The organism is Paenibacillus violae, from assembly GCF_032461945.1.
GTDB classification, from domain to species: domain Bacteria; phylum Bacillota; class Bacilli; order Paenibacillales; family NBRC-103111; genus Paenibacillus_E; species Paenibacillus_E violae.
In genome coordinates this window covers 235,446-261,849 of the sequence record NZ_JAWCUD010000009.1, presented here as the reverse complement: position 1 = coordinate 261,849, position 26,404 = coordinate 235,446, and the positions used below count along the sequence as shown (strand labels likewise).

Annotated in this window: 28 protein-coding genes, 1 tRNA gene and 2 pseudogenes; 15 read left to right on the top strand and 16 right to left on the bottom strand. The window is 46.4% G+C overall.

Going from position 1 to position 26,404, the window contains the following annotated elements:
• Positions 1-47 precede the first annotated feature (47 nt).
• From RQP52_RS24385 to RQP52_RS24350, 8 genes and pseudogenes are all read right to left on the bottom strand, one after another.
• Positions 48-272, bottom strand: a complete 225-nt coding sequence (locus tag RQP52_RS24385) for a hypothetical protein (protein WP_315954249.1) — start codon at positions 270-272, stop codon at positions 48-50.
• 132 nt (positions 273-404) lie between these two features.
• On the bottom strand, positions 405-2,240 hold the full coding sequence (locus RQP52_RS24380) for a UbiD family decarboxylase (RefSeq protein WP_315954248.1): 1,836 nt from the start codon (positions 2,238-2,240) through the stop codon (positions 405-407).
• A gap of 116 nt (positions 2,241-2,356) precedes the next feature.
• Positions 2,357-2,878 (bottom strand): cupin domain-containing protein, encoded by a 522-nt coding sequence (locus RQP52_RS24375; protein ID WP_315954247.1) that lies wholly within the window; start codon positions 2,876-2,878, stop codon positions 2,357-2,359.
• A 413-nt stretch (positions 2,879-3,291) separates the two neighbouring features.
• A complete protein-coding gene (locus RQP52_RS24370) occupies positions 3,292-3,945 on the bottom strand; it encodes a DUF1796 family putative cysteine peptidase (protein ID WP_315954246.1) in 654 nt (217 codons plus the stop codon).
• 267 nt (positions 3,946-4,212) lie between these two features.
• Positions 4,213-4,515: pseudogene (locus tag RQP52_RS24365) on the bottom strand (CBO0543 family protein); the annotation flags it as partial.
• Positions 4,516-4,525: 10 nt separating this feature from the next.
• Positions 4,526-4,687, bottom strand: coding sequence for a hypothetical protein (locus tag RQP52_RS24360; protein ID WP_315954245.1), 162 nt, complete (start codon positions 4,685-4,687; stop codon positions 4,526-4,528).
• Positions 4,688-4,813: 126 nt separating this feature from the next.
• Entirely contained in the window at positions 4,814-4,957 is a 144-nt protein-coding gene (locus RQP52_RS24355; protein ID WP_315954244.1) for a hypothetical protein, read from the bottom strand.
• Positions 4,958-5,264: 307 nt separating this feature from the next.
• Complete coding sequence (locus RQP52_RS24350) at positions 5,265-6,527, bottom strand: P1 family peptidase (RefSeq protein ID WP_315954243.1); 1,263 nt, start codon at positions 6,525-6,527, stop codon at positions 5,265-5,267.
• Between the two features lie 383 nt (positions 6,528-6,910).
• On the opposite strand from RQP52_RS24350, the pseudogene RQP52_RS36635 reads away from it, so the two are divergent.
• Positions 6,911-7,137, top strand: a pseudogene (locus RQP52_RS36635) (PD-(D/E)XK nuclease family transposase); the annotation flags it as partial.
• Between the two features lie 626 nt (positions 7,138-7,763).
• On the opposite strand, the gene RQP52_RS24340 reads toward RQP52_RS36635, so the two are convergent.
• Positions 7,764-7,836: transfer RNA gene (locus RQP52_RS24340), tRNA-Ala, on the bottom strand.
• A 199-nt stretch (positions 7,837-8,035) separates the two neighbouring features.
• Between RQP52_RS24340 and RQP52_RS24335 the strand changes: the two genes are divergently transcribed.
• Together RQP52_RS24335 and RQP52_RS24330 are read left to right on the top strand one after the other, a co-directional pair.
• A complete protein-coding gene (locus RQP52_RS24335; protein ID WP_315954242.1) occupies positions 8,036-8,323 on the top strand; it encodes a hypothetical protein in 288 nt (95 codons plus the stop codon).
• 15 nt (positions 8,324-8,338) lie between these two features.
• Positions 8,339-8,857: a VanZ family protein gene (locus tag RQP52_RS24330; RefSeq protein ID WP_315954326.1), complete on the top strand. Its 519-nt coding sequence runs from the start codon at positions 8,339-8,341 to the stop codon at positions 8,855-8,857.
• Here RQP52_RS24330 and RQP52_RS24325 read toward each other — a convergent pair.
• Positions 8,832-8,981 (bottom strand): hypothetical protein, encoded by a 150-nt coding sequence (locus RQP52_RS24325; protein ID WP_157322777.1) that lies wholly within the window; start codon positions 8,979-8,981, stop codon positions 8,832-8,834. The two genes, RQP52_RS24330 and RQP52_RS24325, sit on opposite strands and share 26 nt — an antisense overlap.
• A gap of 116 nt (positions 8,982-9,097) precedes the next feature.
• Between RQP52_RS24325 and RQP52_RS24320 the strand changes: the two genes are divergently transcribed.
• Entirely contained in the window at positions 9,098-10,924 is a 1,827-nt protein-coding gene (locus RQP52_RS24320; protein WP_315954241.1) for an ABC transporter substrate-binding protein, read from the top strand.
• 63 nt (positions 10,925-10,987) lie between these two features.
• Positions 10,988-11,392, top strand: a complete 405-nt coding sequence (locus tag RQP52_RS24315; protein WP_315954240.1) for a hypothetical protein — start codon at positions 10,988-10,990, stop codon at positions 11,390-11,392.
• Between the two features lie 33 nt (positions 11,393-11,425).
• Here RQP52_RS24315 and RQP52_RS24310 read toward each other — a convergent pair whose 3' ends face one another.
• The gene (locus RQP52_RS24310) at positions 11,426-11,689 is read right to left on the bottom strand and encodes a hypothetical protein (protein WP_315954239.1); all 264 of its coding nucleotides are present in this window, start codon (positions 11,687-11,689) and stop codon (positions 11,426-11,428) included.
• A gap of 175 nt (positions 11,690-11,864) precedes the next feature.
• On the opposite strand from RQP52_RS24310, the gene RQP52_RS24305 reads away from it, so the two are divergent.
• The gene (locus RQP52_RS24305; RefSeq protein WP_315954238.1) at positions 11,865-12,530 is read left to right on the top strand and encodes a tetratricopeptide repeat protein; all 666 of its coding nucleotides are present in this window, start codon (positions 11,865-11,867) and stop codon (positions 12,528-12,530) included.
• A 13-nt stretch (positions 12,531-12,543) separates the two neighbouring features.
• Here the strand turns inward: RQP52_RS24305 and RQP52_RS24300 are convergent, their stop codons facing one another.
• Positions 12,544-13,590, bottom strand: coding sequence for an acyltransferase (locus RQP52_RS24300; protein ID WP_315954237.1), 1,047 nt, complete (start codon positions 13,588-13,590; stop codon positions 12,544-12,546).
• 71 nt (positions 13,591-13,661) lie between these two features.
• Positions 13,662-14,894: a Gfo/Idh/MocA family protein gene (locus RQP52_RS24295; RefSeq protein ID WP_315954325.1), complete on the bottom strand. Its 1,233-nt coding sequence runs from the start codon at positions 14,892-14,894 to the stop codon at positions 13,662-13,664.
• Between the two features lie 347 nt (positions 14,895-15,241).
• Here RQP52_RS24295 and RQP52_RS24290 point away from each other — a divergent pair, with 347 nt between their 5' ends.
• Positions 15,242-15,673 carry a DUF86 domain-containing protein gene (locus RQP52_RS24290; protein WP_315954236.1) on the top strand — a complete coding sequence of 144 codons (432 nt, stop codon included), beginning with the start codon at positions 15,242-15,244 and terminating at the stop codon, positions 15,671-15,673.
• Positions 15,674-15,757: 84 nt separating this feature from the next.
• The gene (locus RQP52_RS24285; protein ID WP_315954235.1) at positions 15,758-16,387 is read left to right on the top strand and encodes a helix-turn-helix transcriptional regulator; all 630 of its coding nucleotides are present in this window, start codon (positions 15,758-15,760) and stop codon (positions 16,385-16,387) included.
• Positions 16,388-16,738: 351 nt separating this feature from the next.
• On the opposite strand, the gene RQP52_RS24280 is transcribed toward RQP52_RS24285, so the two are convergent.
• A complete protein-coding gene (locus RQP52_RS24280; RefSeq protein ID WP_315954234.1) occupies positions 16,739-17,371 on the bottom strand; it encodes a bifunctional 4-hydroxy-2-oxoglutarate aldolase/2-dehydro-3-deoxy-phosphogluconate aldolase in 633 nt (210 codons plus the stop codon).
• Positions 17,372-17,548: 177 nt separating this feature from the next.
• Here RQP52_RS24280 and RQP52_RS24275 point away from each other — a divergent pair, with 177 nt between their 5' ends.
• Positions 17,549-17,995: a DUF948 domain-containing protein gene (locus tag RQP52_RS24275; RefSeq protein WP_315954233.1), complete on the top strand. Its 447-nt coding sequence runs from the start codon at positions 17,549-17,551 to the stop codon at positions 17,993-17,995.
• Positions 17,996-18,009: 14 nt separating this feature from the next.
• The gene (locus tag RQP52_RS24270) at positions 18,010-18,381 is read left to right on the top strand and encodes a YtxH domain-containing protein (RefSeq protein ID WP_315954232.1); all 372 of its coding nucleotides are present in this window, start codon (positions 18,010-18,012) and stop codon (positions 18,379-18,381) included.
• Between the two features lie 47 nt (positions 18,382-18,428).
• Here the strand turns inward: RQP52_RS24270 and RQP52_RS24265 are convergent, their stop codons facing one another.
• Together RQP52_RS24265 and RQP52_RS24260 are read right to left on the bottom strand one after the other, a co-directional pair.
• Positions 18,429-19,544 (bottom strand): phosphodiester glycosidase family protein, encoded by a 1,116-nt coding sequence (locus RQP52_RS24265; RefSeq protein WP_315954231.1) that lies wholly within the window; start codon positions 19,542-19,544, stop codon positions 18,429-18,431.
• 118 nt (positions 19,545-19,662) lie between these two features.
• Positions 19,663-20,334, bottom strand: a complete 672-nt coding sequence (locus RQP52_RS24260; protein ID WP_315954230.1) for a helix-turn-helix domain-containing protein — start codon at positions 20,332-20,334, stop codon at positions 19,663-19,665.
• A gap of 170 nt (positions 20,335-20,504) precedes the next feature.
• Here RQP52_RS24260 and RQP52_RS24255 point away from each other — a divergent pair, with 170 nt between their 5' ends.
• The 5 genes from RQP52_RS24255 (at position 20,505) to racE (ending at position 26,396) form a co-directional block, all read left to right on the top strand.
• On the top strand, positions 20,505-22,544 hold the full coding sequence (locus tag RQP52_RS24255; protein ID WP_315954229.1) for a glycoside hydrolase family 15 protein: 2,040 nt from the start codon (positions 20,505-20,507) through the stop codon (positions 22,542-22,544).
• Positions 22,545-22,562: 18 nt separating this feature from the next.
• Positions 22,563-23,714, top strand: a complete 1,152-nt coding sequence (locus RQP52_RS24250) for a glucose 1-dehydrogenase (protein ID WP_315954228.1) — start codon at positions 22,563-22,565, stop codon at positions 23,712-23,714.
• A 257-nt stretch (positions 23,715-23,971) separates the two neighbouring features.
• Positions 23,972-24,391: a disulfide oxidoreductase gene (locus RQP52_RS24245; protein WP_127454697.1), complete on the top strand. Its 420-nt coding sequence runs from the start codon at positions 23,972-23,974 to the stop codon at positions 24,389-24,391.
• A gap of 85 nt (positions 24,392-24,476) precedes the next feature.
• Positions 24,477-25,472: a polysaccharide deacetylase family protein gene (locus RQP52_RS24240; protein ID WP_315954227.1), complete on the top strand. Its 996-nt coding sequence runs from the start codon at positions 24,477-24,479 to the stop codon at positions 25,470-25,472.
• A gap of 114 nt (positions 25,473-25,586) precedes the next feature.
• On the top strand, positions 25,587-26,396 hold the full coding sequence (gene racE / locus RQP52_RS24235) for a glutamate racemase (protein WP_315954226.1): 810 nt from the start codon (positions 25,587-25,589) through the stop codon (positions 26,394-26,396).
• Positions 26,397-26,404: the final 8 nt, after the last annotated feature.

The window sequence follows — 26,404 nt, the reverse complement described above, 5'->3', positions numbered from 1 at the left end:
TAGCTGAACTCAGTGGTATTCGTGCCGCGGCAATAAGTGACCCAAGTTTACAAATTCACCTTGGTTTGCACGATATTCTTAAGTACATCACAGGAAAGATCCGATTTAAAATCTTGTATGGTATACAAAGCTTGCTGCTCATCAATTCCTAGCACGCTTGTGAAGTAATAAAGCATATGATCATAGATTGAACCATAATCTTTAAGCTCACTGGGGTTATCAGACAAATAGTGTTGATGCTGCTTGATGAGCTTCTCGGTGACTGCTTTCAAAGTGAAGTACCTCCAACGGATGATACAATCAATCTACCATATTTATTGAAGGGAGAACAGGGATAATTTTATGCAAATGAAAACAGCACCACAACCTGATTGGTCGTGATGCTGCTCATTGCTGTGACAGTCTTACATGTGTAAGCCGCTTAAACTCGCGCCATCGGCGAAAAATCGCATGATGTTAGTCTCTACGGTTGGATCCGGTATTAAAGGAGGCGCTTGGTGCGGTTTGATTCGGGCATCAATGACGATATTATCGCATGCCCAATGTTTATTCTCATAATAACTGTTCACCCCATGAATATCATGGGAGGGGTTGCTGCGCGTAAAGGTACCCCAAACGAAATTGTCAATGGATTCGCTTATAAATTGGCTGTCATCGCAGACGATGAGGAGCGGACAAGTGGGGAGCGGGCCTTTTGCCGCGATGGCCTCGCATAATTCTCTCATTTCCGTTTGCGTCTCGTCGTAACTTTTAAATTCAGAAACCTGAATCGCGACGATTCCCGGCATGACCAAATGAGCGTGTTCAATTCCCTTTATGTCATTTAAAACTTCAGGCACCTCAAGGCACAATTCTCTTTTTACATCCCCAACGGCCGCAAAAACAACCTTACTTCCGCTATTGAGCCCAGTACCCGAGTAATCGAGCGTATCGATGGTCGTATTTGTATGAAAATGAAGGTCGCGATGAAGATCCATTCTAGCTAAAATGTACGTTAAAAAATGCTCGACATCATGCGAATCCAGAGGCTGGCTCTCTTCCGCCGTAATGAATAAATATTTGGCCAAGCTCACTTGCCCCGTTCCTAGAATGCGATTGGCAATTGTGAGCAGCTCCGCCGGTTGTTTGACTTGTTGATAAGGGGTATACCGTTCACTTCCGATCGCAAAGAGCAAGGGATGCACTCCCGCTGCATCGACGGCATGGACTTCTTTGACACCAGGAATTTCTTGCTTGATCGCATCTCCGGTTAGTTCATGAATTAAAGCGCCGAACGCCGTATCCTCTTGAGGAGGCCTGCCAACGACAGTAAATGGAAAGACCGCATTTTTCTTGGCGTATACTTTATGCACTCTCATGAGTGGAAAAGGATGCGTCAGGCTGTAATAGCCCAAATGATCGCCGAAAGGGCCTTCCGGCTTGGTTTCACCCGGATATATTTCGCCTGTGATAACAAAATCAGCATCATGGCTAATGCAGTATCCATCTATATAGCTGTAGCGGAAGCGGCGTCCTGAAAGCAAGCCGGCAAAAGTGATCTCACTCATGCCTTCCGGCAAAGGCATCACGGCTGATAACGTATGGGCCGGCGGCCCCCCGATAAAAATACTTACCTTCAAAGGAAGTCCCTTCTTGGTTGCTTTGTCCTGGTGCACGCCGATGCCGCGATGAATCTGATAATGCAGGCCGATCTCTTTATTCAATTCGTATTCGTTTCCGCTCAGTTGAATCCGATACATCCCCAAATTGGAATTCATAATGCCCGGTTTCTCCGGATCTTCCGAGTACACCTGGGGCAAAGTGACGAAGGCACCGCCATCCTCCGGCCAGTGTCGAATCAGAGGGAGATCAGCGATGCTGACTTCTTCGAAAGAAGCTGGCAGTCCGCCGGATACTTGGAGCGGCAGTGCTTTCCATGCAGCAAGCCCTGTTCCGAAATGTTTCAAAGGGCTTTTCATGGCCTTCATGGGATCGCTTCGCAAAGAAATGACCTGCTGTACGCCTTCCCACGTATGACGAAAAATATATTTGCTGCGCTCAACCGTGCCAAAAAGGTTGGATACCGCGCGAAACTTCGATCCTTTTACATTTTCGAATAACAAAGCAGGGCCCCCAGCAGCATGAACTTTCATATGAATGGCGGCCATCTCAAGCTCAGGATCGACTTCTTCATGAATACGAACCAAATGTCCGTTGTTCTCTAAATCAATGAGGCATTCTTCTAAATTTTGATAGATCATGATATTCTCCAATCGGATAGCTATTCCCCAAAGGTCTTATTTGATACTGTCATTCTACAACAAATAGCGCCAAAAATAAAAAACACGTCAGATTGACGTGTTGGTTTCGCCTCCTTTTAAACAGGAAGCAGTTCATAGGCTAACTTTTTGATAACATCCTTGTGTTGCGGGTACAGCTTAAGCAGTTCTTCTTGGGAAAATAGTTCAAAATCCTGAAAATCAAATCCAGGCGCTACCATGCATCCGACAAGCGAAAACGTATTTTCTTCCATGACCGAAGATCCGAAAATGCAGTTTTTTGGCACCAAATATTGTGGGGTTTCTCCATTATCCAAATGAAGTCCTAGCTTGACTTCCTCATACGTGCCATCCTCGTGAATGACATGAATCGTAAGCGGGCTTCCAGCGTGAAAATACCATAACTCATCCGACTTCAAGCGATGGAAATGCGAGACATCATGAGATTGCAGCAGAAAGTAGATGCTCGTATAAAGCAGGCGTGAGCCGTTAAACGCGACGGACAACTCTTGATCCGTAATTTTTTCTTCAGCTTGGAAAGTCCTTTTATAATAACCGCCTTCGGGATGAGCTTCGAGTTCCAGTTTAGAAATCCAGTATTCAGGGCTATTTGTAAGCATGTCATCAGTTCCTTTAGTGTAATGTACCATTCCAAGCTTGTATTATAATCTAGCAGGTCCGTGAGATCAATCATAGCTTGCTAGATAAAGAGTTTCTTGCCAGACCTGAGCAAAGGCAACTGCTATCTCTATGTTGCATTTTATGCAATATTAAGGCCTTAGGCCGGCCGTTAATGCCTTATACGTTGTACAAAGTACAACGATTTGGGCAGGATAGAGCAGTTTTCATGCTATTTCGATTGAAATCATTGCACTTAGTGCAATGAAGAGCGATGTGGTGGGGTTTAAAGCTGTTTTATGTTGTACAAAGTGCAACAAGGAGATGGAAGCGAGGGGCCGTGGCGCAAGGCGGTCATGCAGAGTAATAAAAAAACCGCGATCCGAAAGGGACGCGGGTTAGGAAGGACGCCAGCTTACAGTTTTATTTTAAGTCCAGTTAAAATATAATCCCATTCTTTCAAGTTGTTCGTGCTTGGAATCTGGACCACACAGACATGATCCAATCCCCAATCTAACTCCATAACTCGCTCTAAATTCGCAATAGGATTAACGATAAGTATTTTAAAATCACCTTTTGTAATCTCCCGCAAAACTGACTGCAATTCGGCCGCTTGGTCATAGGTGGCAAGGAGTCTAACAAAAAGTGAGGAGTTAGATGCCGAGGATTCTTCTAGAAACCGCCGAATGCGCAAATTCAATTTCGCTTTATAAACATGATAAGTGTAGTACCAACTTTCATTTGGAATAATAGGAAAGTCATGAACGGAGGTCACATTATAGTGCGTGTCTTTGATGAAATAGGAGGGTACTTTTTGAACAACGGCTGCAAATTCATCGACATACTGTGAACTGCCCTCTACTACTCGCAAGTTGGAGAGATCCATAAATCCTTGGAATTTATTAGCTAATAATCTATTTACATCGGTAAGCGATGTAGAAATAACCCAATCCAAAGGCATCGAAAATTTTCTTAACTTGTGTCTCCTAAGGTGACCTGCCGGATCACAGTTCTGTCCCAAGCTAGCAACTAAATCATACGTTGTTCGGTTGAGCTCATGTAAGTTCATCATATACCCTCCACCTTTCCACTATTATTAGATTCAAATCTAGTTGGAAAAGGTTGGATAAATGAACCAGTGCGAATATCATTATTTTTACAAATTATCCCATGATTATAAATCAAATAACGTCAGAATGTCCGTTAGGATTCAAAGGATTGTTTCGCTCAGAATCCCCAGGCTGTTCAATCGAAAATGCAATAACTGCCCAAGACCTTTTGCAGTAAGGCAGTTGGCTGGCATTTCTTTCAATGAATTCGTCTATGTTTTTTTTAGTTACTGGTATTTTTCTTTGATTTTTTTAAAAAACCAGAGGTAAAACCAGTATGAAATTAATAAAGTAATTGTTAATGTGATGTAGCTCAAATACCAAGTCCAATGTATGTATTTGATTAATTCTGTATGAGTCTCTAAAACGACTTCAATTATTGTAATTACCGTTGGAAAACTAAGTGTATAAATTGTTTTAAACAGCCATGTTTTTTGCTTCGGGAAATAGACATTAAAAATGGCACTCACAGCTGGTAAGATGAAAAACTCAAAAGAAAAACTCGCTTTGTAAGCCATTTGTAGAATGCCGACAGGATACTCAAATTAATCCGCCTTCGACAACTAAAGCTCCGAACAACCAGGAAGGTACTTGCATAAATAAAAAGCTGAGAATTGCTTGTAGCAGGTTTTTTCGGTTGATAAATATTAACAGCAGAATAACAGTAACGATCCAAGCGGACCAAAGGAGTATCGTATCCATGAGTATGACCATCCATGTTTGTAATACACACATTATGATCCGAAAAGATGAGCTTTAATCGTTTAGAGCAAGCTGCTCCAAATCATTTTTTTACTAAGAATCCGAATAATTGTAACGGCACTAAACTCACTCAGGAATACCTTTCTCGATGTCTGCGAGTGCTTCACGAAAAGGTCGTACTTTCTGCTTTTTCAAAGCTTTCATACCTTCATCCAGCAGTTTATACAGTTTGAATTTACCAACTATTCTTTCGTATTTTTCAATACTCATTACAACAAGATCGCCTTGGCCATTTTTCGTAATGTAGACAGGTTCATCAAATTATGGCAAAACTCAGAGATCTCGTTGTAATGATTTCTTTGAACTGAACTTGGTCGAGTAGTGGACAATTCACTTCCTTCTCGTTACTGTACGAGCGGATGCCCCCTACCACCGTAGTCATTTTCACAATCCCTAAAATATCTCAACATCTTAATACATAGAGTTTGCGAACGATCAATACCTCAATTTAATGAAGCAGTGCTAAGTGGATTTCTCTATAAGGCTTCGGACAAATCATATGGGACTGAAATATCATTTACTTTGTATTTTGTTGTTGTTTAATTCCTGCTTGGGCTGCCATTACTCCTCTAACGATGGCTTGCTCGAGCACTACCGCAGCTACTGTCCCGACTGCTGTCACAGCAGCATTGCCTATAAGCCCGCTTCTATCGGTTCCGGTAGCTATACAGAATACAGTATCGCCGTCGGCTTGAATATGCACCGGTGAAATCGCTCGCGCCATTCCGTCATGGGCGAGTGTCGCTACCCTACCCGCCTCAGCTTTGTCTAGTTTGGCAGTGGTTGCGATAACGGCGATGGTTGTGCTCCTGTTCTGGATCGAGCTCGGCATTGGGGGTATTCCTTCAAGAATTGCCTTGGTTTGGTTAACGAATTTACCATTAGGTTTGAGTGCCCCGGCTATGATATGGTCATGATCCCAAATATCTCCAAGGGCATTAACTACTACAATAGCAGCTACTATAGGCCCGCCCGGGATTTGCCAAGAGGCGGTTCCAACTCCGCCCTTCATCGGTGTACCGTAGATTTTCCCTACCGTCGCACCTGCTCCAGCACCAACACTGCCTTGTGCCACGGTACCGGCCTTCGCAGCTTTTGCTGCTTTGTAGCCTAGTTGTGCGTCAGGTCTGCGGGAGCCTTTCGCATAATAAAGGTCAAAAATAACAGCCGCAGGTACGGTAGGAAGTGGTCCAACACCTGTCGGAGTACCATACCCATGCTCTGCAAGCCAGTTCACGACCCCTGCTGTTGCCGCAAGGCCGAAGTTACTGCCGCCCGTAAGAAGAACTCCTTGTATGAGGTCCGTTGAAGTTCCGGGTTTAATAGCATCTGTCTGCTCCGTACCCGGAAAGCCGCCTCTAACATCCACGCCGGGAACTGCGCCCTCAGGATATAAAATAACCGTACAACCAGTACGACCGGTTTTATCCTCTGCATGCCCCACCAGGACACCCGGAACATCGGTAATACTTCCTTTGGGATGAACTTTTGTTCCCTTACCAATTAAATTGTTGGCACTTGGCCCAATCGGTTGATTAAGTATACTGCGATCGTCTTGATATATGGTCTGGTCGGGATTTTTATCATTATTGAAAAAAACTTTGTTGAATCTTTTTGTTATTCCCTTGCCTCGGTAAATCCCAGAATTTCTCATTTGAACTGGAAAACCCCAGTATTTCGCCGATCCATTAGCATTGTCTGCGTTCCTGCGCTTCTCAACAAGCGATGCATCCGCTGGGCGTATGAGTTTCGCGGTCAATTTTGTTTTCTTTCTATCCATGATTTCATCTCCGATTTCATGCAGTATGGGACTGCTTCAAGCCTTATTTGATGACATTCACCTATAAATAGTATGTTTGGGATGATAAATGTGCTCTGATAAAAAGCAATTTTTTTCAATCGGAGAAATACAAAAGAATTGCTTCGGAATCGAAAGAAGAACTTGCCGAGGAGAAAGATTACCAGAGAAGATATGAATGTGACCGTGGAGAGATTGAGTCTTGTAAATGAAAATTAGACCTACAGCTTTCTAGGGCTGTAAGTCCAATTTTCTTTATGCTCTAACAGTGGGGTGGTCTTTAGAGTAACGAATTAAGATTAAACCAAGATTAAGTTTAGATAATTATTGTATGAAAAAAACCAACGGAGGTTGGAGTATGTACATTAACAGACGATCTTGAAATTCATTTATTGAACCATCAACAGACCGTTGCGTCTGGTGGATTGTTAAATTGGTTACTTTTTCTTAAAAGTGACAATACAGAAATTGGGAGGTGCTGAAACTGCAAGAACCTGAACTCGGCAAAGCGATGAGTGTTTTGGAATTCCTTAGTCAAGACGCAGATGCGCGGTGGCTCTATGAGATGAGACAAAAGGCTTTGCATGACGAGGGAGGACAAGCCTAGCGGAAGATTCAGACGCCGTGCTCCTGCACTCGTAGCAAAAGCTACGAAGTCAACACATCCGTTTCGTCCGCGCGGGCGAACCCATCGGGGTTCTCTCCCCAAGGCTCCAAAAGAAAGAAGCACCACAACCAAAATGGTTGTGATGCTTCTTTTTCTATGGAGCCTAGGGGTGGAGCCTAGGGGGATGTATGAATCCCGATTTAAATGGCTGACGAAGCAACTCGACGAGGACAAGCCTAGCGGAAGATTCAGACGCCGTGCTCCTACACTCGAAGCAAAGCTACGAAGTCTACGCATCCGTTCCGTCCGCGCGGGCGAACCCATCGGGGCTCTCAACCCACGGTTCCATACAAAAAACCGCGATCCCGAAGGATCGCGGTTTTTTATTATGGAGCCTAGGGGGATGTATGAATCCCGATTTAAAAGGCTGACGAAGTAAACTCGACGAGGCCAAGCCTAGCGGTAGATTCAAACACCGTGCTCCTGCACTCGAAGCAAAGCTACGAAGTCAACACATCTGTTCCGTCCGCGCGGGCGAACCCTCGGGGGTTCTCACCCCCATGGTCCATACAAAAAACCTCGATCCCAAGGGATCGAGGTTTTTACTTGTATGGAGCCTAGGGGGATCGAACCCCTGACCTCATCGCTGCCAGCGATGCGCTCTCCCAGCTGAGCTAAGGCCCCGAAATGACGTGAATTAACGTCGACTTTTCGTATTATACATGAAATATTTGAAGCAGGCAAGCCCTTTGTGCAGATATTTCATATTGTCTTTTATGCCTGCGACGTTTCTGTTGCAAACGGTGCCAAACGTTGTTTTCATTCACATTTTCATGCTAACCTAGTAACAGAAACTAGTTGATCGTGTAGGAGTGACGAAAGAGTGTCAAACGGGGTTTTGTATTGGGTTTATTTGGGAATATCATTTGTGTTGCCATTTGTGATCGGTGTGTGGTTAATGCGGAAAACGAACCGGCTCGGATTCTCTTTCTGGATAACGACAGCCTTAAATATTATATTGACTTTAGCTGCAGCATTCTGGTGGAAATCAGTGACGGGGGATCCGTTCCGCATGATGTTTGGGATGGCGTTTTATGGGGTATCGGCCGTGAATTTGATGGTCATCGAGTTTTTTGCGCTATTTAGCATTCGCAAGAAAATGAATTCGTAGAGGGATGGTTTCTTGATGACACAATCTTCTTCTAAGGTTTACTTTTATGTCTTTACAATTGCTGCCGTCCTATGGATGGCCTTTATTTTTTTTAAGTCAGGGCAGACCTATCAGCAGCAGACACTGCGTCCACTTTTAGAATCAAAGCTTAGTGGATCTCATCTTTTAAATTACTCCCCGCATTTGGCATTCACCTACGATGGGCAAAAACTGTCGTGGCAGGACCCCGCCGGCGTTATCGAATTCTTCATAAGAAAAGCAGGGCACGTAAGCGAGTTCGCTTTACTTACCCTGCTCTGGATCTTGGCATTACTTGCAAAACGAGTACAAGTAAACATGGCACTGCTCACCTCCTTTATCATTTCTATTTTGTATGCAGTGACCGATGAGTGGCATCAAACGTTCATTGAAGGCCGCACAGGTCATGCGATTGACGTGGTCGTCGATGCCATAGGAGCACTCTTGGCTGTTTTTTTGGTACTGGCGGTTCTCGGGATCCGCGCTTCGATTAGACGAAGAAGAACAAGCTTGTAATCATCATATACACTTTTCTTTTTTTGATGGATTTGAATTTCCAAAGTTCGCGAGCTTCTACTTCCAATTCGTGCTGCTGCCACTGCATTAATTTCTCAGATACATATAAGTTGGATGGTTGCATGATTCGATTCACCTTCCTTTCTTTTCCTGTTAGATCCAGTTTACATCTAGAATAAGGGGAACAAAAAGTGTATAATTCACTTTAACAATTTCCCCTTTTGGAGAAGGAGGTGGAACATGCAGCTGTTATCTCATTTTTTGGAGCTGCGTGCCAGCTTTGCCCATGATATAGAGCATGAACCGCAGCCTATTACGTTAGAAGAATTATCGGAAAGAATGTATTGCACGACACGGAATGTTAAGATTTTGCTGAAAAAAATGATGGAGCAGGACTGGATTTCCTGGAAGCCCGGAAGAGGCCGAGGGAATGTTTCGGAGCTGACGTTTCTGGTTTCGGCGGAGGACATGGTGTCCCAACAGGCGATGGAACTGGCGGCTCAAGGGGATTATCGTGGAACGATCGAACTGATCCACCAATTGGGCAGGGGAGAGTCGTTACAGGACTCTTTTGTCGATTGGCTGTTCAGCTACTTTGGCTATCGCGCGGTCGTTCAAGAGGAGTGCTCCAGGGATACGCTCCGTTTCCCGGTGTACAAATGGCTGGTATCGCTTGATCCGGCTTTTTCTTTTTTTGCTTTTGATACGCATTTGATGAATCAAATTTTCGACACACTCGTTCTGTACAACCCCGGTACGATGGTAGCCGAGCCGCATTTGGCGCATTACTGGGAGAAAAGTGAGGACGGTCTTCATTATACGTTTTATTTGCGAAAAGGCGTCCTCTTTCATCACGGCAGAGAAATGACGGCGAACGACGTGTATTACTCGCTGTCCAGAGTCAAGGAACTTGGTGCCAAGGCTTGTCAAGGGTGGATGACGGAAAGCATCGAGAATATACGGGTGCTGAACCGAAGTGCCATTGCGATTGAGCTGAAGCAGCCAAATGAGCTTTTTTTGCAGCAGTTGGCGCATACTTCTTTAGCGATCGTGCCGGAGGAAATTTGCCGGGATAACGAAAACATATTCGGGCGTATGCCGATAGGGACCGGGCCGTTCAAACTGGAGCGAAACGATGATTACATCTGTAAGCTTCGGGCATTTGACGGCTATTTTGGGGTCAGGCCACATTTGGATCAATTGGAAATTTGGCTGCTGCCGCATGAACTGTCCGAGGTTGGACCCAGCTGGGATATGGTGCAGGTGCTGTGCGATCATACGAATTCCCGGAAGCCGGCTGGTGCCGTCGGCAAAGATGCCGAATGGCATCAGATTGAGCAGTCGATTCTGGGCTGCAGCTTGCTAACGTTTAATGAGGGTAAAATGGGGCCGCAACGCCATCGGAACTTTCGCAAGGCGATTGATTTGGTCATCGATCGGGAAAAAATGGTTGAACAGCTCGGAGGCTTCAGGGAAGCGCCGGCCAGCTCTTTTTTGCCAACGATGAATCTCAAACGTACGTCAGCAGAATACCGCACCGATGTGGAGGAGGCGAAACGCCTGCTTGAGGAGATGGGATATAACGGCGAGCCGATTCAAATGTACATCTACAGCAATAACAGTGAGGATGCCCAATGGATTGGTGCGCAGTGCGCCAAAGCTGGAATTCGCATCGAGCTCACAACCCGAAGCATGGGGGAAATGACGCAGATGGACACGATTCACGAGGCCGATCTCATTTTTTATCACATTTGTCTGGAGAGTGAATACGATCTTCATATTATTCAGACGCTGAAACAGTGCAACAGCTATGTTCGGGCTCACTTAAGTCGGGAACGTATGGCATGGATCGATGAGGAAATTGACCATATTCTTACGATTACATCCCGGGACGAAAGGATTAGGAGACTTCACGAGGTGGTTGAGGTGCTTCAGGAGGAGAAAACGTTTTTGTTCGTTCTTCACCGTTCTCAGCAAACGACTTACCATGATTCGATCAGAGGCGTATGCATTAACGATTTGGGCTGGGTTGATTTTCGGAAAATATGGTTCACGCCTAGTACTTGATAAATCTTGGATGAACTGGAAATACTCTTGGTAACAATCATGAAATACCAGGAGGGCATGGGTATGAGCAAAATAAAAGAGGCTAATCTCGTTCGTTTTCTTGAACGTCACGATGTGTGGTGCGCAGATGTCGAAGTCATCGCTGAAGGTATCTCAGGTATGCTGGTTGCTGAATTCTCGTCGACCAAAGGGAGTCAATTCGAGATGAGTCACGTGTACCGAAAAAACATGTCCCGTGAAATTGATTGGTATGATAATCATTTGCACAATGCCTATGAAGACGTTTCCAAAGAGCTATTCGGAACCAAATCCCATGAATCGAAAAAATGGGGGAAACGTGAAGATTTTGAAGAGGAAATCCTTGCTTTCGGCTCTATTCGCGAAGAGTTGAAAGAGCATTTTCAGCTTAGCCGCACGGCAGCCTTATTTCATACGGAAGATGTGGAGGACCAAACCTACTTGCATTAATTTTCTAGTTCCTACCAAATAAAAAAACGACCGTTAAGGTCGTCGGTTTCTAGGCTCGTAACGGTTTTCCATTGCCATCCAGCGAGCATTCGCAACGAAAAACCCAATGAAAAAGAACAGAACTAATCGAATAGGCACCCACACTAAGCTAATCTCATGCGTGTTTAGTAGTTCAATGATGCTAAATAAGGCCGTAAGCCCAACACCCCAGGGGAGAAGGCCGAAATTCACTAAATATTTGTTTCTGCCAAGCTGTTTTCTTTTCAGCCATATGGCCTTGCGTGGATCCTCGTTCATATCGAAACTCCCTTTTTCTTTTTATTATAGCATTGCTTGAAATAAATCTCGAATCAGTATTCATAAGAAGCCTCCATTCATATGCTAGTCATAGGACGGAAGCTTTTTTTAATGGAAGAGATGACCAAAGTCCTCATATTATGGTAGTATAAGGAAGTTGAAAGGAGGTATCGCTTTGCTGCTTAAATTTCTTGCTTTTGGCCTGTTATGGCGACTTGTCGGCAATCCATTTCTTGCACTTCTTATTCTATTAATCATTTTATATGTGTTAGATAGAAGATTTATCGGATTAACGCCGAATATTTTTAAGCCATTTCAATTAAGGCGCAGGGCGTCTAGGCTACGAACGGAATTGCATGCGAACCCACATCATACCTCTGCGAAGCTGGAGCTTGCAAGGAACTTGCTGCAGCGCAATAAATTCCAAGAAGCGCTTCCTTACTTGGAACAAGCGCTGCCTATTATGGAAGATTCCGCGGATGTACATTACGAAATCGGACTTTGTTACCTGAAGCTGGGGGATTTGAAAAAGGGAGAGAGCTTCATGCTCCAAGCGGTAGAGCTGAACCCGAGGGTTAAATATGGCGAGGCCTATTTACGCCTAGGGGAAGCCTTAGCGCCTGTTGCACCCGAAAGGGCTGCGCAGCTCATCGAGCAGTTCCGTGATCTGCACACCTCATCGGTCGAGGCGTATTACCGCCTTGGCTTGCTGTATCAGCAGCTTGGGCGCAGTAATGATGCGAAAGCAACGTTCCGCGAAGCGTTGGACATTTACCGCGGCTTGCCGCGATACAGCCGCAGACAGCAGCGACGCTGGGCCATGCTGGCACGCTTCAAATGAAAAGGTTCCGCTGCTAAGCGGAACCTTTTTTCATGGCTGCGTACATCCGTACGAGCAGCCAGGAGCAGAGCGCTCCAATCAGGATCGAAGCGATGGTATGCAGATCATAGAGCCAGAGCTGATCCTGGATCGGTGTGAGGCGCCCCCAGAGCGTAAGCAACGCGGGATGCACAAGGTAGATGCCGAAAGAAGCGGCTCCTAATTCGGTGAGTGCAGCGCTAAGCCTCGGGCTATCGGCAAGACGCCTTAGCGACCACTGGACGGCCCATAGCGGAACCGCCATACAATACACGAGGAGAGCCATTTCAAACCAACTATTGCCGAAGCTGGCCCGACCATACTGGTGCAGAAGAAGCATCCCCACGAAAGTGGCGCCTGCAAGGCACATGATGCTCCCCGTTAAGTGTCTGTAACGTTCAGACCAGGCAGCAATAGCTGAATAATGAATGCCCACGAAAGCTCCAAAAGTGAATACCCCTGAGTAGCTGACAAAAAGCGAGGCATATTCCGGCAGAGGCTGCACCTCATGATGAATAACATAGGCTCCGGCTTGAATAACGATACCGATCGGAATTAGCGCCCGTCGAACCCAAGAGAACCGTCTCACTACCGTAATCAGAAGCGGGAACAAAAGGTAGAACTGAACAATGATGACCATATAATAGAGATGATAGCTGGCATTCCCCGAAATAAGCAGTTTGATGAAGTAAATGATGTCAAAACCAACGGTTCCATGAAACATAAACTGGTTAAACAAATAATAGAAAAGGGACCACAGGACATAAGGAATCAGGATTCTTTGCAGTCGTTTTGTCCAGAAAACACGCGACATTCCTGGGCCCCATCGATCGTAATACGTATAAAAAAGCACGACGCCACTGATCCAAATGAATAGCGGCACGGTGAATAAACTGGCTTTGTTAAGGATGAAAAAGATGGTTTGCGAGCCGCTCCCGATCGGGAGCAGCGTAGCGCCCGATGTGCTGTGAATAAGCACGACGGCGATGATGGCGATTGCGCGGATGAGGTCGATCTCTGGTAGTTTGGGTCTTGACGGCATGACGGTAATCTTCTCCTTTTTTCACTTTGTTCACTGTAACATGAATGAAAAAGGAGGACAATACACGTCAATTAATCGCGATAAGCAACAAAACTGTCTGGATCCAGCAGCTTCCACTCGGATGGAGGCGACCCGAAATCAGGGACGTCTAACATTTCACCTTCCCGTTTGGAGGATTCATGAGCGACCAACCCTGGCGCTAAGTAATCCGCAGCCCGCCAAGCGTTATTTGGCGGCAATTTTTTCGTGTATATGGCTTTCAAATAATCATCAACAAGGAATTGGTGCGAGCCGAAGTGCCCGTTAGGAAGCCCCTCAAAGGTATGAGGCAAGCGGAAGCTGTGATGCACCTTGGCAAGGCTGGCATGGAAATCGTTTTGCAGTGTTTGATTCATATTGGTATCGCTCACATGTACATACCGATCCTTGCAGGCAAGCTGCGGTGTCAGATTCTCGACCGCCCCCCATTTCAGAGAAGTCCACGCAGAACCACCCGCATGCTCCTCATAGCTGCCGTTTGTTCCGAACATGCTCATATATACGCTGTTGTTCCCTCCCCAGCCCACACGTCGGAACTCATTGAGGCGCATCATTCCGCCATCTGAGGTACGTACTAGAGCACTCTGATTACTGAACGTATTGTCCCATAGGTTAGCCCCTTCCTGAAAAATCTGATCCTCATGCTGGTCGACATAGCCTAAACAGGATACCTTAGTCGCCTTAGCCCCGGTAACAGACAGAACCATAGAGACGGAATGCGTCGGATAATACATTGGCGGAATGCCGGCCACTTGCTTCCAATCCTTCCCGCCCGAATATTTGAAAGCATCGTAGAACCCATGTGTCATATCATGCAAATATTGAGCTTCTCCGTAGACAAAGTTGCCAAAATGGCCCGCTTTGAATTGGTCCCGGCAGTAAACCGTAGAGGGGTAATAATAACTTGTCTCCCCAGTCATGTAGATTAATCCGGACCGCTGCACTTCCTGGATAATGGCGGATATTTCCTCTAAGCTTTGAGCCATCGGCACAGCACAATAGACATGCTTGCCAGCCTGCAGAGCTTGTATGGTTTGAGGGCCATGCAAATGTCTTTGTGTAAAAATAGCAACGGCATCCACATCGCTGCTCAGCAGCTCCTCTAATGAAGCGTAAGTTTGATTGAGGGAGAAAGCTTTTGCAAATTTTTCGCGGCGATCCTCGTGCAATTCTGCCAATACAACCTCATCCACATAAGGATGAGCTTGAAACAACTGTACGAAGCATTGTGAGAATTGGCCAGCCCCAACAATCCCTATTTTCATACCCACGAGAGTTCCTCCTATAATGAGAGCTATACATTCTGCTTTTGATTTGCGACATCTCTTTTATTGTAAGGAGGTTTCTACGCCATGTATTTAGTCCAAAGTAACAATATGGTTTCCAAAATCACAGTAAGATGAGCTAGTCTTTGGCAGCAAGGGTGCTTGCTTGACGCTCTACAGCTAGCGCGATACACTAATAGAAGTGAAAACAGCGAAAGTCAAGAGGGTGATTGTACATGAGTTACGAATATCTCATGCAAGCGGTATTGTTAATTTTCCTAGTTATCATTACTTTTTTTGCAATGTTGATTTGGACGAAATGGCGAAAAAGAGGACGGAGATAGACAATGTATTTTATTAATCATGAACAGATTGATGCGCGTATTCAGTTTCTTTCGGAATTGACCGATGCAGTCAAACAATTGGAGCAGCAGTGGGAGCAAGGCGATAACGGCCTCGTATGGCAGCTGGCTCAGGAGCGGGTACTACACTTGGCTATTGAAACTGTGACCGATGTGGGCAGCTTGTTGATCGACGCTTTCATATTAAGAGATGCGAGCAGCTACGAAGATATCGTGGAAATCGTACACGGCGAAGGTGCCTATTCCGAATCATTGACCGCCACGCTGCTTGAGCTTGTGAAGCTGAGAAAGCCGCTTGTGCAAGACTTTGTGGATTGGAACCGTCAAGCGCTGCACCCCGTTCTGCCTAAACTTCCTGCGGCATTTGCAGAGTTTGCTGCGAGTGTTAGGGCATTCATCAAGAGTGAATTGGAATAACATACATAGATGTTTCTTAATTTACAACTTCGATATGATGCTGTAAAATGAAGCATAATGATTGTTCCGAGGGTAGGTGAGCTAATGAATCAAGCACTTGAGACATCCACGCGCAAAGTGATTCTTTCCATGCTCAAAACTGGGGGACCTCTCAGTGTTCAAGAGATGTCCAAACAGCTCGGAATTACGGAGATGGCCGTCAGGCGGCATATTCATTCTATGGAAAAGGAAGATCTGCTCGAAACGAAGCTTGTTAGGCAGGCGATGGGGAGACCTACTAATGTTTACACGTTAGCTCCCAAAGCAGATGAACTATTTCCCAAGAAATATATGCAGTTGACACTAGATTTACTGGATGAGTTACTTGAAGATCAAGGGCATGAGAAGATAGAGCGGCTTTTTGAAGGCAGGCAGGATAAGCTTGAGTCTCGCTACCAGCCGCGCATGGTGAATAAGAACTTGGAAGAGCGCGTTGCTGAATTAGCGCATATCCAGAACGAAAACGGGTATATGGTCGATTGGGCACAGACAGGTGTCGACGCCTATACATTTAGCGAGCATAATTGCCCGATCTCCCAGGTCGCAAATACGTTCGGGCAGGCCTGTCAGTGCGAGCTTGCTTTGTTCCGCAATTTGCTGGACGCAAACGTGGAGCGCACCGAATGCTTGGCCAAAGGCGCAAACAAGTGCGTCTATACCATTAGCAAAAAATAAATAAGGCTGTCCCAGAAGGTAGAATTTCTACTCATGGGACAGCCTTTTCTTATGGGGGAACCACCCTAGGCGCTCTCGCGAGCTATTTCTAGCGGACACCACAGACGTTCCATGGTGAGGACACCACAGACGTTAATAGCGTGAAAAACGTCCTGTTTCATATCTAACGGACCCAGGAGCCCTTATTTGCTGATTTTATGACAAAATCACAGTATGAACAAGCGAATAACTGCGCTAGTGTCCGTTAGATTTTAAAAACGGCTATATTTCGCCGAATAAGAGCCGCTGTGTCCGTTAGAATGCGTTTCTCCGGTTCCCAGATCGCGCGGGAATCTTCTTCCTGCCCGGCAGTTAACGCGAAGCCGCAAGAAGCCGTGCAGCTTTGTCCGTCACCCACTCGAAGCGGCCGGCTTCGATTTCTTTTAAATTAATAAGCGACCCGCCGATACCAAGCCCGTAGCAGCCCAGGTCCAGAAATTGTTTAATGTTCTCTTCGGTAACGCCGCCAACAGCCATCATCGGAATATGGTCAAGCGGTCCCATCAATTCCTTGATATAGGAGAGACCAAGGCTCGCGCTCGGGAAAATTTTAATCGCTGTAGCGCCTGCTTTCCATGCTTTGACGACCTCGGTCGGTGTCATCGCTCCCGGGAAAATCGGAACCCCCTCACGGTTGGCATAACGAATGACGTCCTCATCCAAATTCGGCGTTATCAGAAAAGAGGCGCCTGCTTGTACAGCTTTTTGCGCATCCTCCACATCGAGTACGGTGCCTGCACCAATATACATTTGTTCGCCCAACTTCGTTTGTAGGTCGCTAATCATCGTCAAAGCGCCGGGTGTGTTGAGCGTCACCTCCATAACGGTAACTCCACCCTTCAAGAGTGCTTCAGCTACGGAAAAAATGTGAGCTTCTTTCACGCCACGAACAATGGCGATAATGCGCGTTCGTTCAATTTCCTTCAATCCTTGCTCTCGGTTCATGTGGCTCCTCCAGTTGTTCAAAGTTCGATTTGCTTTTCATTATGACAGGTCCCTGAAATTTTTCCAGTTTTTTTGTGTCAAAACAAGCTGCTCCTACCTATACTGTAGTAATTCATAGGCATTCGTCTAGAAGCCGCCATCAATCAACGCAGTTTGCAGACTCGGGAGGTGCTCGTCATGACTTGGATGGAGATTAGTGCAGTTAGTTCGGCTATTGCTTTTATTGTGCTCGTCGTTTTTGCCGTTCGCATGCTGATTACAGCAAAAAGGATGTTACAACAACTTAGCGATACGGTTGCTCAAACGGAACAACATGTAGCCAAAGCGGCAGAGGAAGCTGAACAATTGCTGAAGCAAGCGGGGCAGCTAACCGAAGAGGTGCACTTGCAGGTGCTGGCGTTAGAGTCAACTGTTCAATCCATAGAGAAGACTGGAGCAGCTATAGGGGATGTCGCTTCGGTCCTTCGCAAAGGTGCACGCATGATGAGTGAGTCGCTTCACGGTGCGGAAAGGGTTGTACATACCCACCAGAAGCGGATAGAGGACGTCATGGAGTGGGCAACGACGGGTTATGAGCTGTGGCAGAGGTGGCAGGCGAATCGGAAAGCCAAATCAGACCATTAAGGAGTGGATTTCACATGGCAAGCGAAAAAAAAGGTAAAGATCTTCTCATCGGCGCGATTGTTGGAGGTTTACTGGGTGCAGCGACAGCTCTGCTGTTCGCACCGAAATCCGGTCGCGAGCTTAGAAAAGACATTGCGGAGAATGCCAAAGCCGTTAGCGACAAGACGGTTCAACTGGCTACTTCCGTCTCGCAAAAAACGCAAGAGGTTGCAAAATCCGTTAGCACCACAACTTCTGATTTCGTAGGCAAAGCAAAAGACACGGCAACAAATGTGGTGGGCACGGTTCGCTCATGGAAAGAGTCCAAGATTGACGATACGGATTTGCAAGATGATGAGGAAACATCTGAAGCCGCGGAAGATTTAGTCATCCTAGGAAATCGCTAAAATGAAAAGCAGCAAGCTCATGAATTCGAGCTTGCTGCTTTTTGCATTTACCACTTCGATGGATCAATCTTGCGAATATCCAAGCCTTCCCATACGTTTTTGATGGGAGCCGTTTCTGGATGTTCGAAGACCAGCCATGCCGTAGGAAGATACCTCTCCCCGTATTCACTGGATGGCTTGTTGATGATTGCATTATTGTGCACAAGCACGGTAGAAGCTCCACCGTCTAAATTAGCGGCTGTGACAGCGCCATGCGCCAGGAAAATCTCCTGAATATCGTACAGCGTTGCTCCTATGCTGTGCGTCTGCCTACCGTCGATGACAGCGAATAGAATGGAGCCATCTTTCGTTTGCGCCATGCTGGTACGCGGAGCAATTCCCCAACCATCCGCTTGGCTTTTGATTTGTCCAACACCGTTGACAATGAACCGCGGGGAAAAGGAAACAGCTTCCTGAACACCCATCGCTACCAGTTCAGAGACTTTATATTTGCCGGCGATCATACGACCTTCTTTATCGATGCCAACCACTTGCACAGTGCCGTTCATGCCTTTGTCATTGTAAAAGATTTTGCCTCCGGACATGACGATACCTTCCGGTTGGAACCCATTCCCCTCCCAGTTGGGGTCGATGAAACCTCCGCCATTAACGCCGAGGATCGCTCCTGTTCTTTTGACCATGGAGGATACTTTCTCGCCTTTGCCCACTTTCTCAGGAACGGCAATTCGAAGCTTCTTAGGATCAGAAATGGTGACAAGCTGCCCTTTGAAGTTCGTCCCTGAAATAGGTTCAATGGTGACGAGCTCCTTCTTGACTGCGGCCGCCGGGGCTGTAGAACTCACAGGTTCAATCTGAACAATGCCTTTATCTTTCTCATCGCCCATTTCGTCAAATTGCTTCCAATAAGCTTCAACGCGCTTCTGCAATTCCTCGGAGCCAATTAAATATTTGGCCCAATCGCGATGCTGAGTTGTAATCAAAGTATCCGCCATCATGAGACGAACAGTCGTACCTGACGCTGTAAGGAAAAACCAACATAAGGACAGAATCGAAAGAAGGACAAAACTTAAAATCGTATACAGAAAAAAACGCATGCCCACAGAACGTTTTCTGTTCTTTCTCGCTAGTCGAGATTGTGTGGAGGTGGTCTGTTGTACAGCCATGTATTCTTTACCAACCCTCTCTACCAAAAAATCAATGCAATCAATCTTTATAGATAGACGAAAAAAAAGGAGTAAAGTTTCATTCTTCATGAACTTTACTCCTTTTTAACAATTCGTATTAGATGGGGCGCTTTACTGAAGACAGCAATGAATCTGCTGCGGAAGGGCGTTCGTAATGAAATTCCAAGCCCACCCCCGTATTCCGGGCTACGCTGCGCACAATGAGATCATGGTACTTCTTTTGACGAATGGCAGCAATAACAACAAATTTCGAAATACCGAGGGCGTCAAAATAAAGTTTTCCTTCTTTTTCAATATACTTTTGCACATGATTCATATTGACGAAAAGGTCGGTATCCATCTTTTTAAAGCCCATCTCCTCGAGCTTATCCAAGAAAAGACTGAAATCAAGCAACGAATTTACAGCTTGGCTAATACGTTCAAAACGAGTGTGATAAATCATTTCTTTCGAGCTGACTTCAATAAATAATGTATCGTTCATGGAAACTGGTTCCTGCAAGGCTTCTTTGCTGCTGCTTGCTTGCTCACTCTCGTTTTCGAGGTAGCCGGCTTTCTCCATTAAATCGGTGTATGGAATGTTGTAGGCATCCGACAGCTTTTTTAACGTAACAGGCGATGGGTTGATTTTCTCATTGGTCGAGCGATTGCGCTCCAGTTCCAAATCTCTGATGTAGGCGTGTGAAAGTCCGCTTTTGTTAGCTGCTTCGCGCAGGGACATTTTGCCCCGTAAGCTTTCCAAAAATTTACCGAATCCTTCTAATTGCTTCATAGTGATGAATCCCTCCATATTGTTTAATTGTAAATGAGTTTGGCGGAAATGAAAATGTGTAGGCTTGAATTGGTGTTATTTCCCTGAAATCCCTGCCATGTGGGCTGCGTGCATATTTATGCTTAGCGATTGGAAAATTAGTAGCATCATCATGGAAAGAGGCTGATCGCATGGCAAGAGATTTACCCATTGGGAACGGGAATGTACTCATTAATTTTGACGCTGCTTATAATATTCGTGACATGTATTACCCTTTAGTAGGTCAAGAGAATCAATCTAGCGATCATCTTTCACATTTTGGTATTTGGTGTGCGCGAGACTTCTTCTGGATCGATCATCCGGAAGTTTCGAAAAAGCTGAAATACCTAGAAGATTCGCTGGTTACGAACGTTGAATGCACCCATGAGAGATTGGGATTAAGCTTCGTTATTCGAGATGGTGTAGATGTTCAGCAAAATATTTTTTTACGCAAAATAAAGATGGACAACCATTTTGATGAGGAAAGAGAGATTAAACTTTATTTTCATTTGGATTTGCAAATCTATGGCAATGGTGTCGGTGATACGATTTATTTTGACCCGGAGTTGAATTCGCTTCTGTTTTATAAAGGGCATCGCTATATGTCGTTGTCAGGTTTATCTCCAGATGCCGATAAGCCGTATCCCAGCGGTTATGCAACGGGGCAGAAAGGCATACATGGCCTTGAAGGCACATGGCGTGATGCGGAAGATGGCCATTTGGGGGGAAATCCGATTGCGCAAGGTTCGGTTGACGGGACACTTGAGTTGACGATGGTGCTGCCTCCCAAAAGCTCAAAAGAAGCGTGGTTCTGGGTTTGTTTCGGCCATACGAAGCAAGAGGTAGAGCGATTGGAAAGCTTACTGCGCACAGAGTCGCCACAAGCTTTACTGCAGCGCACCCATGATCACTGGGTAAGATGGGTCAACCAGGATGCTCATCAGCTTACCTTGCTGAAACCGGAATTGGCTTCCTTTTACAAAAGATGCCTGTTGATCACTAGAACGAATGTTGACAATCGTGGCGCCATTATTGCAGCCAACGACTCGGATATTTTGAAGTTTGCCAAAGATACCTACTCCTACATGTGGCCGCGGGACGGGGCGCTGGTATCTCATGCCTTAGACCGAGCCGGGTATTACGAGCTGTCCAGGAAATTTTTTGACTTTTGCATAAAAGTGTTGACCCCTGAAGGGTATCTCATGCACAAATACAATCCCGATAGCTCCGTAGGCTCAAGCTGGCACCCATGGGTGGACGGTCAGGGGAAAAAGCAGTTGGCCATTCAAGAGGATGAAACGGCACTCGTTCTGTATACGTTATGGCATCATCACAAGCTGGCAGGCACGATAGAGCGTTCCCGAGAAGATTACGAGAAATTTGTGAAACCCGCTGCGGACTTTCTCGTTCATTACCGGGATGCTTCCGGGCTTCCGCTGCCCTCCTATGATCTCTGGGAAGAGCGTTATGGCGTGCTAGCCTTTACCGTCGCCTCCGTATATGCGGGTCTGGTTGCTGCCGCTCGTTTCGCCGATTATCACCAGGATAAAGCGCGTTCCGTTTATTATGCCGATATCGCGGATCAAGTGAAAAAGGCAGCAGAACAGCAGCTGTTTGCGGCTGACCAGAATCGTTTTTTACGTGCTTTATATTGGAGTTATGATGAAAATAAATACGTGCCTGACTATACGATGGATATGAGTATGTACGGGTTATTCGACTTTGGATTGTTCGAGCTGGAGGATCCAAGGCTTGTGGCGACGATGAAGATTCTAAAAGAGAAATTGTGGGTACATACGGATATCGGCGGCATTGCCAGGTATGAAAATGACTACTACCATCAGGTGACGAATGATGTGGCTAAGGTGCCAGGCAATCCGTGGTTTATCTGTACGTTATGGTATGCGGAATGGCTGGTGGCCTCGGCAAAAGTGATCGAAGACCTACAAGAAGCGGAGAATCTGATGTATTGGGCAATACGCCATGCTCTGCCATCAGGCACAATGGCGGAGCAGGTGCATCCGTTCACAGGGGCGCCGCTTTCCGTTTCGCCATTGACATGGTCGCATGCTTCTTTTATCAAAGTTACGCAAGAGTATTTATCTAAACTAAAAAAATTGACCTCAAGCGGAACTAAACAAGCAACGGATGCCAGTGAAGACAAAGTGTTGGAGCCGATTGTTCATCAATAGTTGGGAGGAGATGATGAGATGAAAGCGATTCGCGTCAAACAACTGCGACAAGGTAACCCTTCGATTGCGCTGGAAACCGTGGATGATCCCGTGATTACTCACCCGCAAGAGGTAATTGTTAAGGTGTTGGCAGTAGGTTTAGACGGCACGGATAAGGAAATTTTGCAGGAGAAATACGGTGTTCCTCCACAAGGGGAGGATGATTTGACGACAGGCCATGAATCCTTAGGGGTTGTTGCTGAAGCTGGCGCAGAGAGCGGATTCCAAGCAGGAGATCTCGTGACCGCCATTGTGCGGCGGCCCTGCCGGAATCAAAGCTGTGTCAATTGCCGGAACGGTCACTCTGATTTTTGTCAAACCGGAGAATTTGTGGAGCGTGGTATCAAAGGTGCACACGGTTTCCTCTCCGAATATTACAGAGAAGATGGCCGTTATCTCGTACAAGTTCCTACGGATCTGCTCGAGCATGGCGTTCTGGTTGAGCCGCAGAGTATTGTAGAGAAAGTGTGGGATCAGGTGTTGCGCGTGCAGCAGCGGCTGATCTGGGAGCCGAAGACAGCGCTCATCCTTGGCTCAGGCCCGTTAGGGCTGCTTGCTGCTATAACATGCAGGCTGCTCGGCTTGGACGTGCACGTTTGGTCGAAATCACCGCAGGATAGCCTGCAAGCGCAGCTTGTTAAGGACTGCGGGGGCGTGTATCAAACGGCGGACGAGGGCGGCGGTTTGACGGCTTACGCGGAGGGACTCGGCAAGCCGATAGATTTTGTGCTCGAATGCACGGGCTTCAGCCCGCTGGCCTTCGAGGCTATGGTTGTGCTAGCGCCGAACGGCGTGCTGGCGCTGCTCGGGGTCACGCCAGCTGACCGCAAGCTGGAGATTTCCTCCGACATGCTTAATCAGAGCATGGTGCTGGAGAACAAATGTGTGATCGGTTCGGTGAACGCGGCACGCAAGGATTTTGAGACGGCCATCTATCGGCTGCAGCAGATGGAACGGGTGTATCCCGGTTGGCTTGACCGGCTGGTCACCAACCGGATGAAGCTGGAGGCCGTGCCGAAGCTGGACTTTGCGAGCATCCCGATCAAAGCGGTCGTCGACATCGTTCCGATGGAGCAGTGGCGCGGGCTGGTGAAACAAACGAACGAAGTTGAGTACAGCTTCTCGGTATGAATAGAGCCAAGCAGGTTGGGAAGTGCCTGCTTGGTTTTTTTGGATTCGTAGAAGTTAAGCGTGTATTACGACGCTAACAGCTATGTTCAGCCGCTGCCGCGCACATTAACGTCGAAAAACGACGTTTCAGGTGGGGCAACGAGCAGTTTGTAGACACAAGTCGTCGCCCGTGAGAGCCAAAAAGCAACCTCACCCAAAAGGTTAGACTTCCCTCCTATATTTTTCTATAATAATGGGGAAGGGGAGGACGAGCACAAATGTCAAAAAAATTCTTAAGAGAAAACGGTATGCACCTATCATGGCTGATTGCCTTAATCGCCACATTAGGGAGCTTGTATTTCTCGGAAATTATGCATTTTATACCTTGCAAACTTTGTTGGTATCAACGTATTCTCATGTATCCGCTGGCCATCATTCTGGGGATCGCTGCTGTGCGCAGAGACTACAAGCTGACGATTTATGTATTACCTCTCACAATTTGGGGAGCCTGTATTTCCGTTTATCACGTTTTGCTTCAATCCGGAGTGTTCCACGAATCCGCGACTGGTTGCGGGCCAATTCCATGTGACGTGGATTACTTGAACTGGCTTGGTTTTATTACGATTCCTATGCTTGCCGGGACAGCTTTTATTTTGATCACCATTCTCCAATATTTGACATACCGAGCTACGAAATAAACACCGCGCACCAAAAATAGGCAGGTAATTTGTCTGACACTGTCGAAAGGAGTACTGAACGTATTCCATCATGCGAGGTGCTACAATGACATCAATTACCAAAAGTGCTGCACTGCTGATCCTTTTAAGCGCAACATTGGTCGGTTGTGCAGACAAAAGCCTGCTTTCTCCTGCTGCCGAAGCTGTAACGACACCAAGTCCGCAAGCAACCACCAAAGCAGCGGAGCCTACGCCAATCTCAACTCCAACTCCTAAACCAACTACAAAGCCCATAGCGACTCCCAAACAGACCGTAGTTCCGAGCGCAACTCCGCATCCTACGACTGTGCCTAGCCCTGCAGCATCCGCCAAGCCGGCAACCGACGCCACCAAAACAAAGCCAATCGCAGGGGACAAGACCCCCTACTCCTGGTATTACATGAAGAAGAAAACGGGGCAGGTTCCTGATTTTCCGAAAGAAACGAAATCTTATACCGCTGATCAGAAAGCTGTTTGGGTTGGGACCGGCAAAAAGGTTTATCTGACGATTGATGCTGGAGGCCCGCTAATTGAAGTGGATTTAATGTTAAAATCCTTGAAGGAAAACGGGGTGAAAGCGAACTTTTTCATCTCAGGGAACAATATCAAGTCAAACCCGGATTATTTGAAAAGAGTTGTGGCAGACGGCCATTTCGTAGCCAATCATACGATGACGCACAAAGATTTCAATGAGCTGAGCGATGACCAAATTCGCAAGGAAATTACGGATTTTGAAGCCTTATATAAGAAGATAACCGGTAAAGAGGTCGAGAAATACTTTCGCTTCCCTTACGGTCACTACAATATGCACAACTTGAGTTTAGTATCGAGCATGGGGTATACGTCTGTCTTCTGGTCGACGGCCATGCGTGATTGGGAACCGAGAGAGAATGGGGCCGAGGATCCTTACAACGATATCATGAATAATTTGCATGACGGCAATGTTATTTTGATGCATCAGGGATCTTTGGAGAACATGCAGGCTCTCGCTCGCATCTGCAAAGAAATTAAGAAGAAGGGCTATGAATTCGCACTTGTGAATGATTTGCAGCCAAAAAAATAGGTGACAGACCACCAAGAATCAGTGTTGTAAGCCTAGGTACCTTTCAGCTTGTACGTTCATATTCTATCCATGTAGCCTTTGAAATTCATTAACCGGCAAAGGAAGCGGATAGGTGTGCAGCAAGCGATAGCCGTACTGGACTCCGGAGTCGGAGGATTAACTGTAGTAAAAGAACTCATGAGGCAGCTGCCGCAAGAAAAAGTCATCTATTTCGGTGATACGGCTCGAAGTCCTTATGGACCGCGATCAGCTGTAGAAGTACGTACATTTACCCGGCAAATTGTGGATTATTTAATTCAATTTAACCCTAAAATGATTGTGATTGCTTGTAATACGGCAACCGCGGTTGCCATAGAAGATATTCGAGAGCGCGTCTCGATTCCAGTGTTAGGTGTTATCTCGCCAGGCGCGCGAGCCGCAATTAAGCAGACGCGAACCGGGGTTGTCGGGGTGATCGGCACGGAAGGCACGATCAAAAGCAAGGCATATGAACATGCCTTGAGGTTAATCTCGCCGGGCATACAGGTGTACAGTGAGCCTTGCCCGCTTTTGGCGCCTTTCGTGGAAAAAGGGCTTTTTGGAAGAGAGCAAGAGCAGGAGATTGTAGCGCAATCGCTTCAGCCGTTGGTCGACAAGCCCATTGATTGTTTAATATTGGGATGTACCCATTATCCATTTTTGATGGAGCCGATCTCCCGGGTGATGGGACCGGACGTTACCTTGATTTCATCTGCCGATGAAACGGCAAGAGAAATCAGCACGATTTTGTATCATCGCGATCGGATGGAAACATCGGGGATATTGCCGATTCACCAATTTTTTTGCAGCGGAGAACCTACGTTATTTAAGCGCATTACAGAAAGTTGGCTCAAAGATCAGATAGCCATCACGCCTGTCGTATGGCAGGTGCCTACTATTTATTGAATAGACCC

Coding starts and splice junctions, on each gene's coding strand:
- RQP52_RS24320 (WP_315954241.1), top strand. CDS start 9,098: ATGCAGCTGTTATCTCATTTTTTGGAGCTGCGTGCCAGCTTTGCCCAT.
- RQP52_RS24315 (WP_315954240.1), top strand. CDS start 10,988: ATGAGCAAAATAAAAGAGGCTAATCTCGTTCGTTTTCTTGAACGTCAC.
- RQP52_RS24325 (WP_157322777.1), bottom strand. CDS start 8,981: ATGCAACCATCCAACTTATATGTATCTGAGAAATTAATGCAGTGGCAG.
- RQP52_RS24245 (WP_127454697.1), top strand. CDS start 23,972: ATGTCAAAAAAATTCTTAAGAGAAAACGGTATGCACCTATCATGGCTG.
- RQP52_RS24265 (WP_315954231.1), bottom strand. CDS start 19,544: ATGGCTGTACAACAGACCACCTCCACACAATCTCGACTAGCGAGAAAG.
- RQP52_RS24290 (WP_315954236.1), top strand. CDS start 15,242: ATGTATTTTATTAATCATGAACAGATTGATGCGCGTATTCAGTTTCTT.
- RQP52_RS24300 (WP_315954237.1), bottom strand. CDS start 13,590: ATGCCGTCAAGACCCAAACTACCAGAGATCGACCTCATCCGCGCAATC.
- RQP52_RS24355 (WP_315954244.1), bottom strand. CDS start 4,957: ATGAGTATTGAAAAATACGAAAGAATAGTTGGTAAATTCAAACTGTAT.
- RQP52_RS24280 (WP_315954234.1), bottom strand. CDS start 17,371: ATGAACCGAGAGCAAGGATTGAAGGAAATTGAACGAACGCGCATTATC.
- RQP52_RS24250 (WP_315954228.1), top strand. CDS start 22,563: ATGAAAGCGATTCGCGTCAAACAACTGCGACAAGGTAACCCTTCGATT.
- RQP52_RS24310 (WP_315954239.1), bottom strand. CDS start 11,689: ATGAACGAGGATCCACGCAAGGCCATATGGCTGAAAAGAAAACAGCTT.
- RQP52_RS24370 (WP_315954246.1), bottom strand. CDS start 3,945: ATGAACTTACATGAGCTCAACCGAACAACGTATGATTTAGTTGCTAGC.
- RQP52_RS24380 (WP_315954248.1), bottom strand. CDS start 2,240: ATGATCTATCAAAATTTAGAAGAATGCCTCATTGATTTAGAGAACAAC.
- RQP52_RS24330 (WP_315954326.1), top strand. CDS start 8,339: ATGACACAATCTTCTTCTAAGGTTTACTTTTATGTCTTTACAATTGCT.
- RQP52_RS24260 (WP_315954230.1), bottom strand. CDS start 20,334: ATGAAGCAATTAGAAGGATTCGGTAAATTTTTGGAAAGCTTACGGGGC.
- RQP52_RS24275 (WP_315954233.1), top strand. CDS start 17,549: ATGACTTGGATGGAGATTAGTGCAGTTAGTTCGGCTATTGCTTTTATT.
- RQP52_RS24270 (WP_315954232.1), top strand. CDS start 18,010: ATGGCAAGCGAAAAAAAAGGTAAAGATCTTCTCATCGGCGCGATTGTT.
- RQP52_RS24375 (WP_315954247.1), bottom strand. CDS start 2,878: ATGCTTACAAATAGCCCTGAATACTGGATTTCTAAACTGGAACTCGAA.
- RQP52_RS24360 (WP_315954245.1), bottom strand. CDS start 4,687: ATGGATACGATACTCCTTTGGTCCGCTTGGATCGTTACTGTTATTCTG.
- RQP52_RS24255 (WP_315954229.1), top strand. CDS start 20,505: ATGGCAAGAGATTTACCCATTGGGAACGGGAATGTACTCATTAATTTT.
- RQP52_RS24285 (WP_315954235.1), top strand. CDS start 15,758: ATGAATCAAGCACTTGAGACATCCACGCGCAAAGTGATTCTTTCCATG.
- RQP52_RS24240 (WP_315954227.1), top strand. CDS start 24,477: ATGACATCAATTACCAAAAGTGCTGCACTGCTGATCCTTTTAAGCGCA.
- RQP52_RS24295 (WP_315954325.1), bottom strand. CDS start 14,894: ATGAAAATAGGGATTGTTGGGGCTGGCCAATTCTCACAATGCTTCGTA.
- RQP52_RS24350 (WP_315954243.1), bottom strand. CDS start 6,527: ATGGATAGAAAGAAAACAAAATTGACCGCGAAACTCATACGCCCAGCG.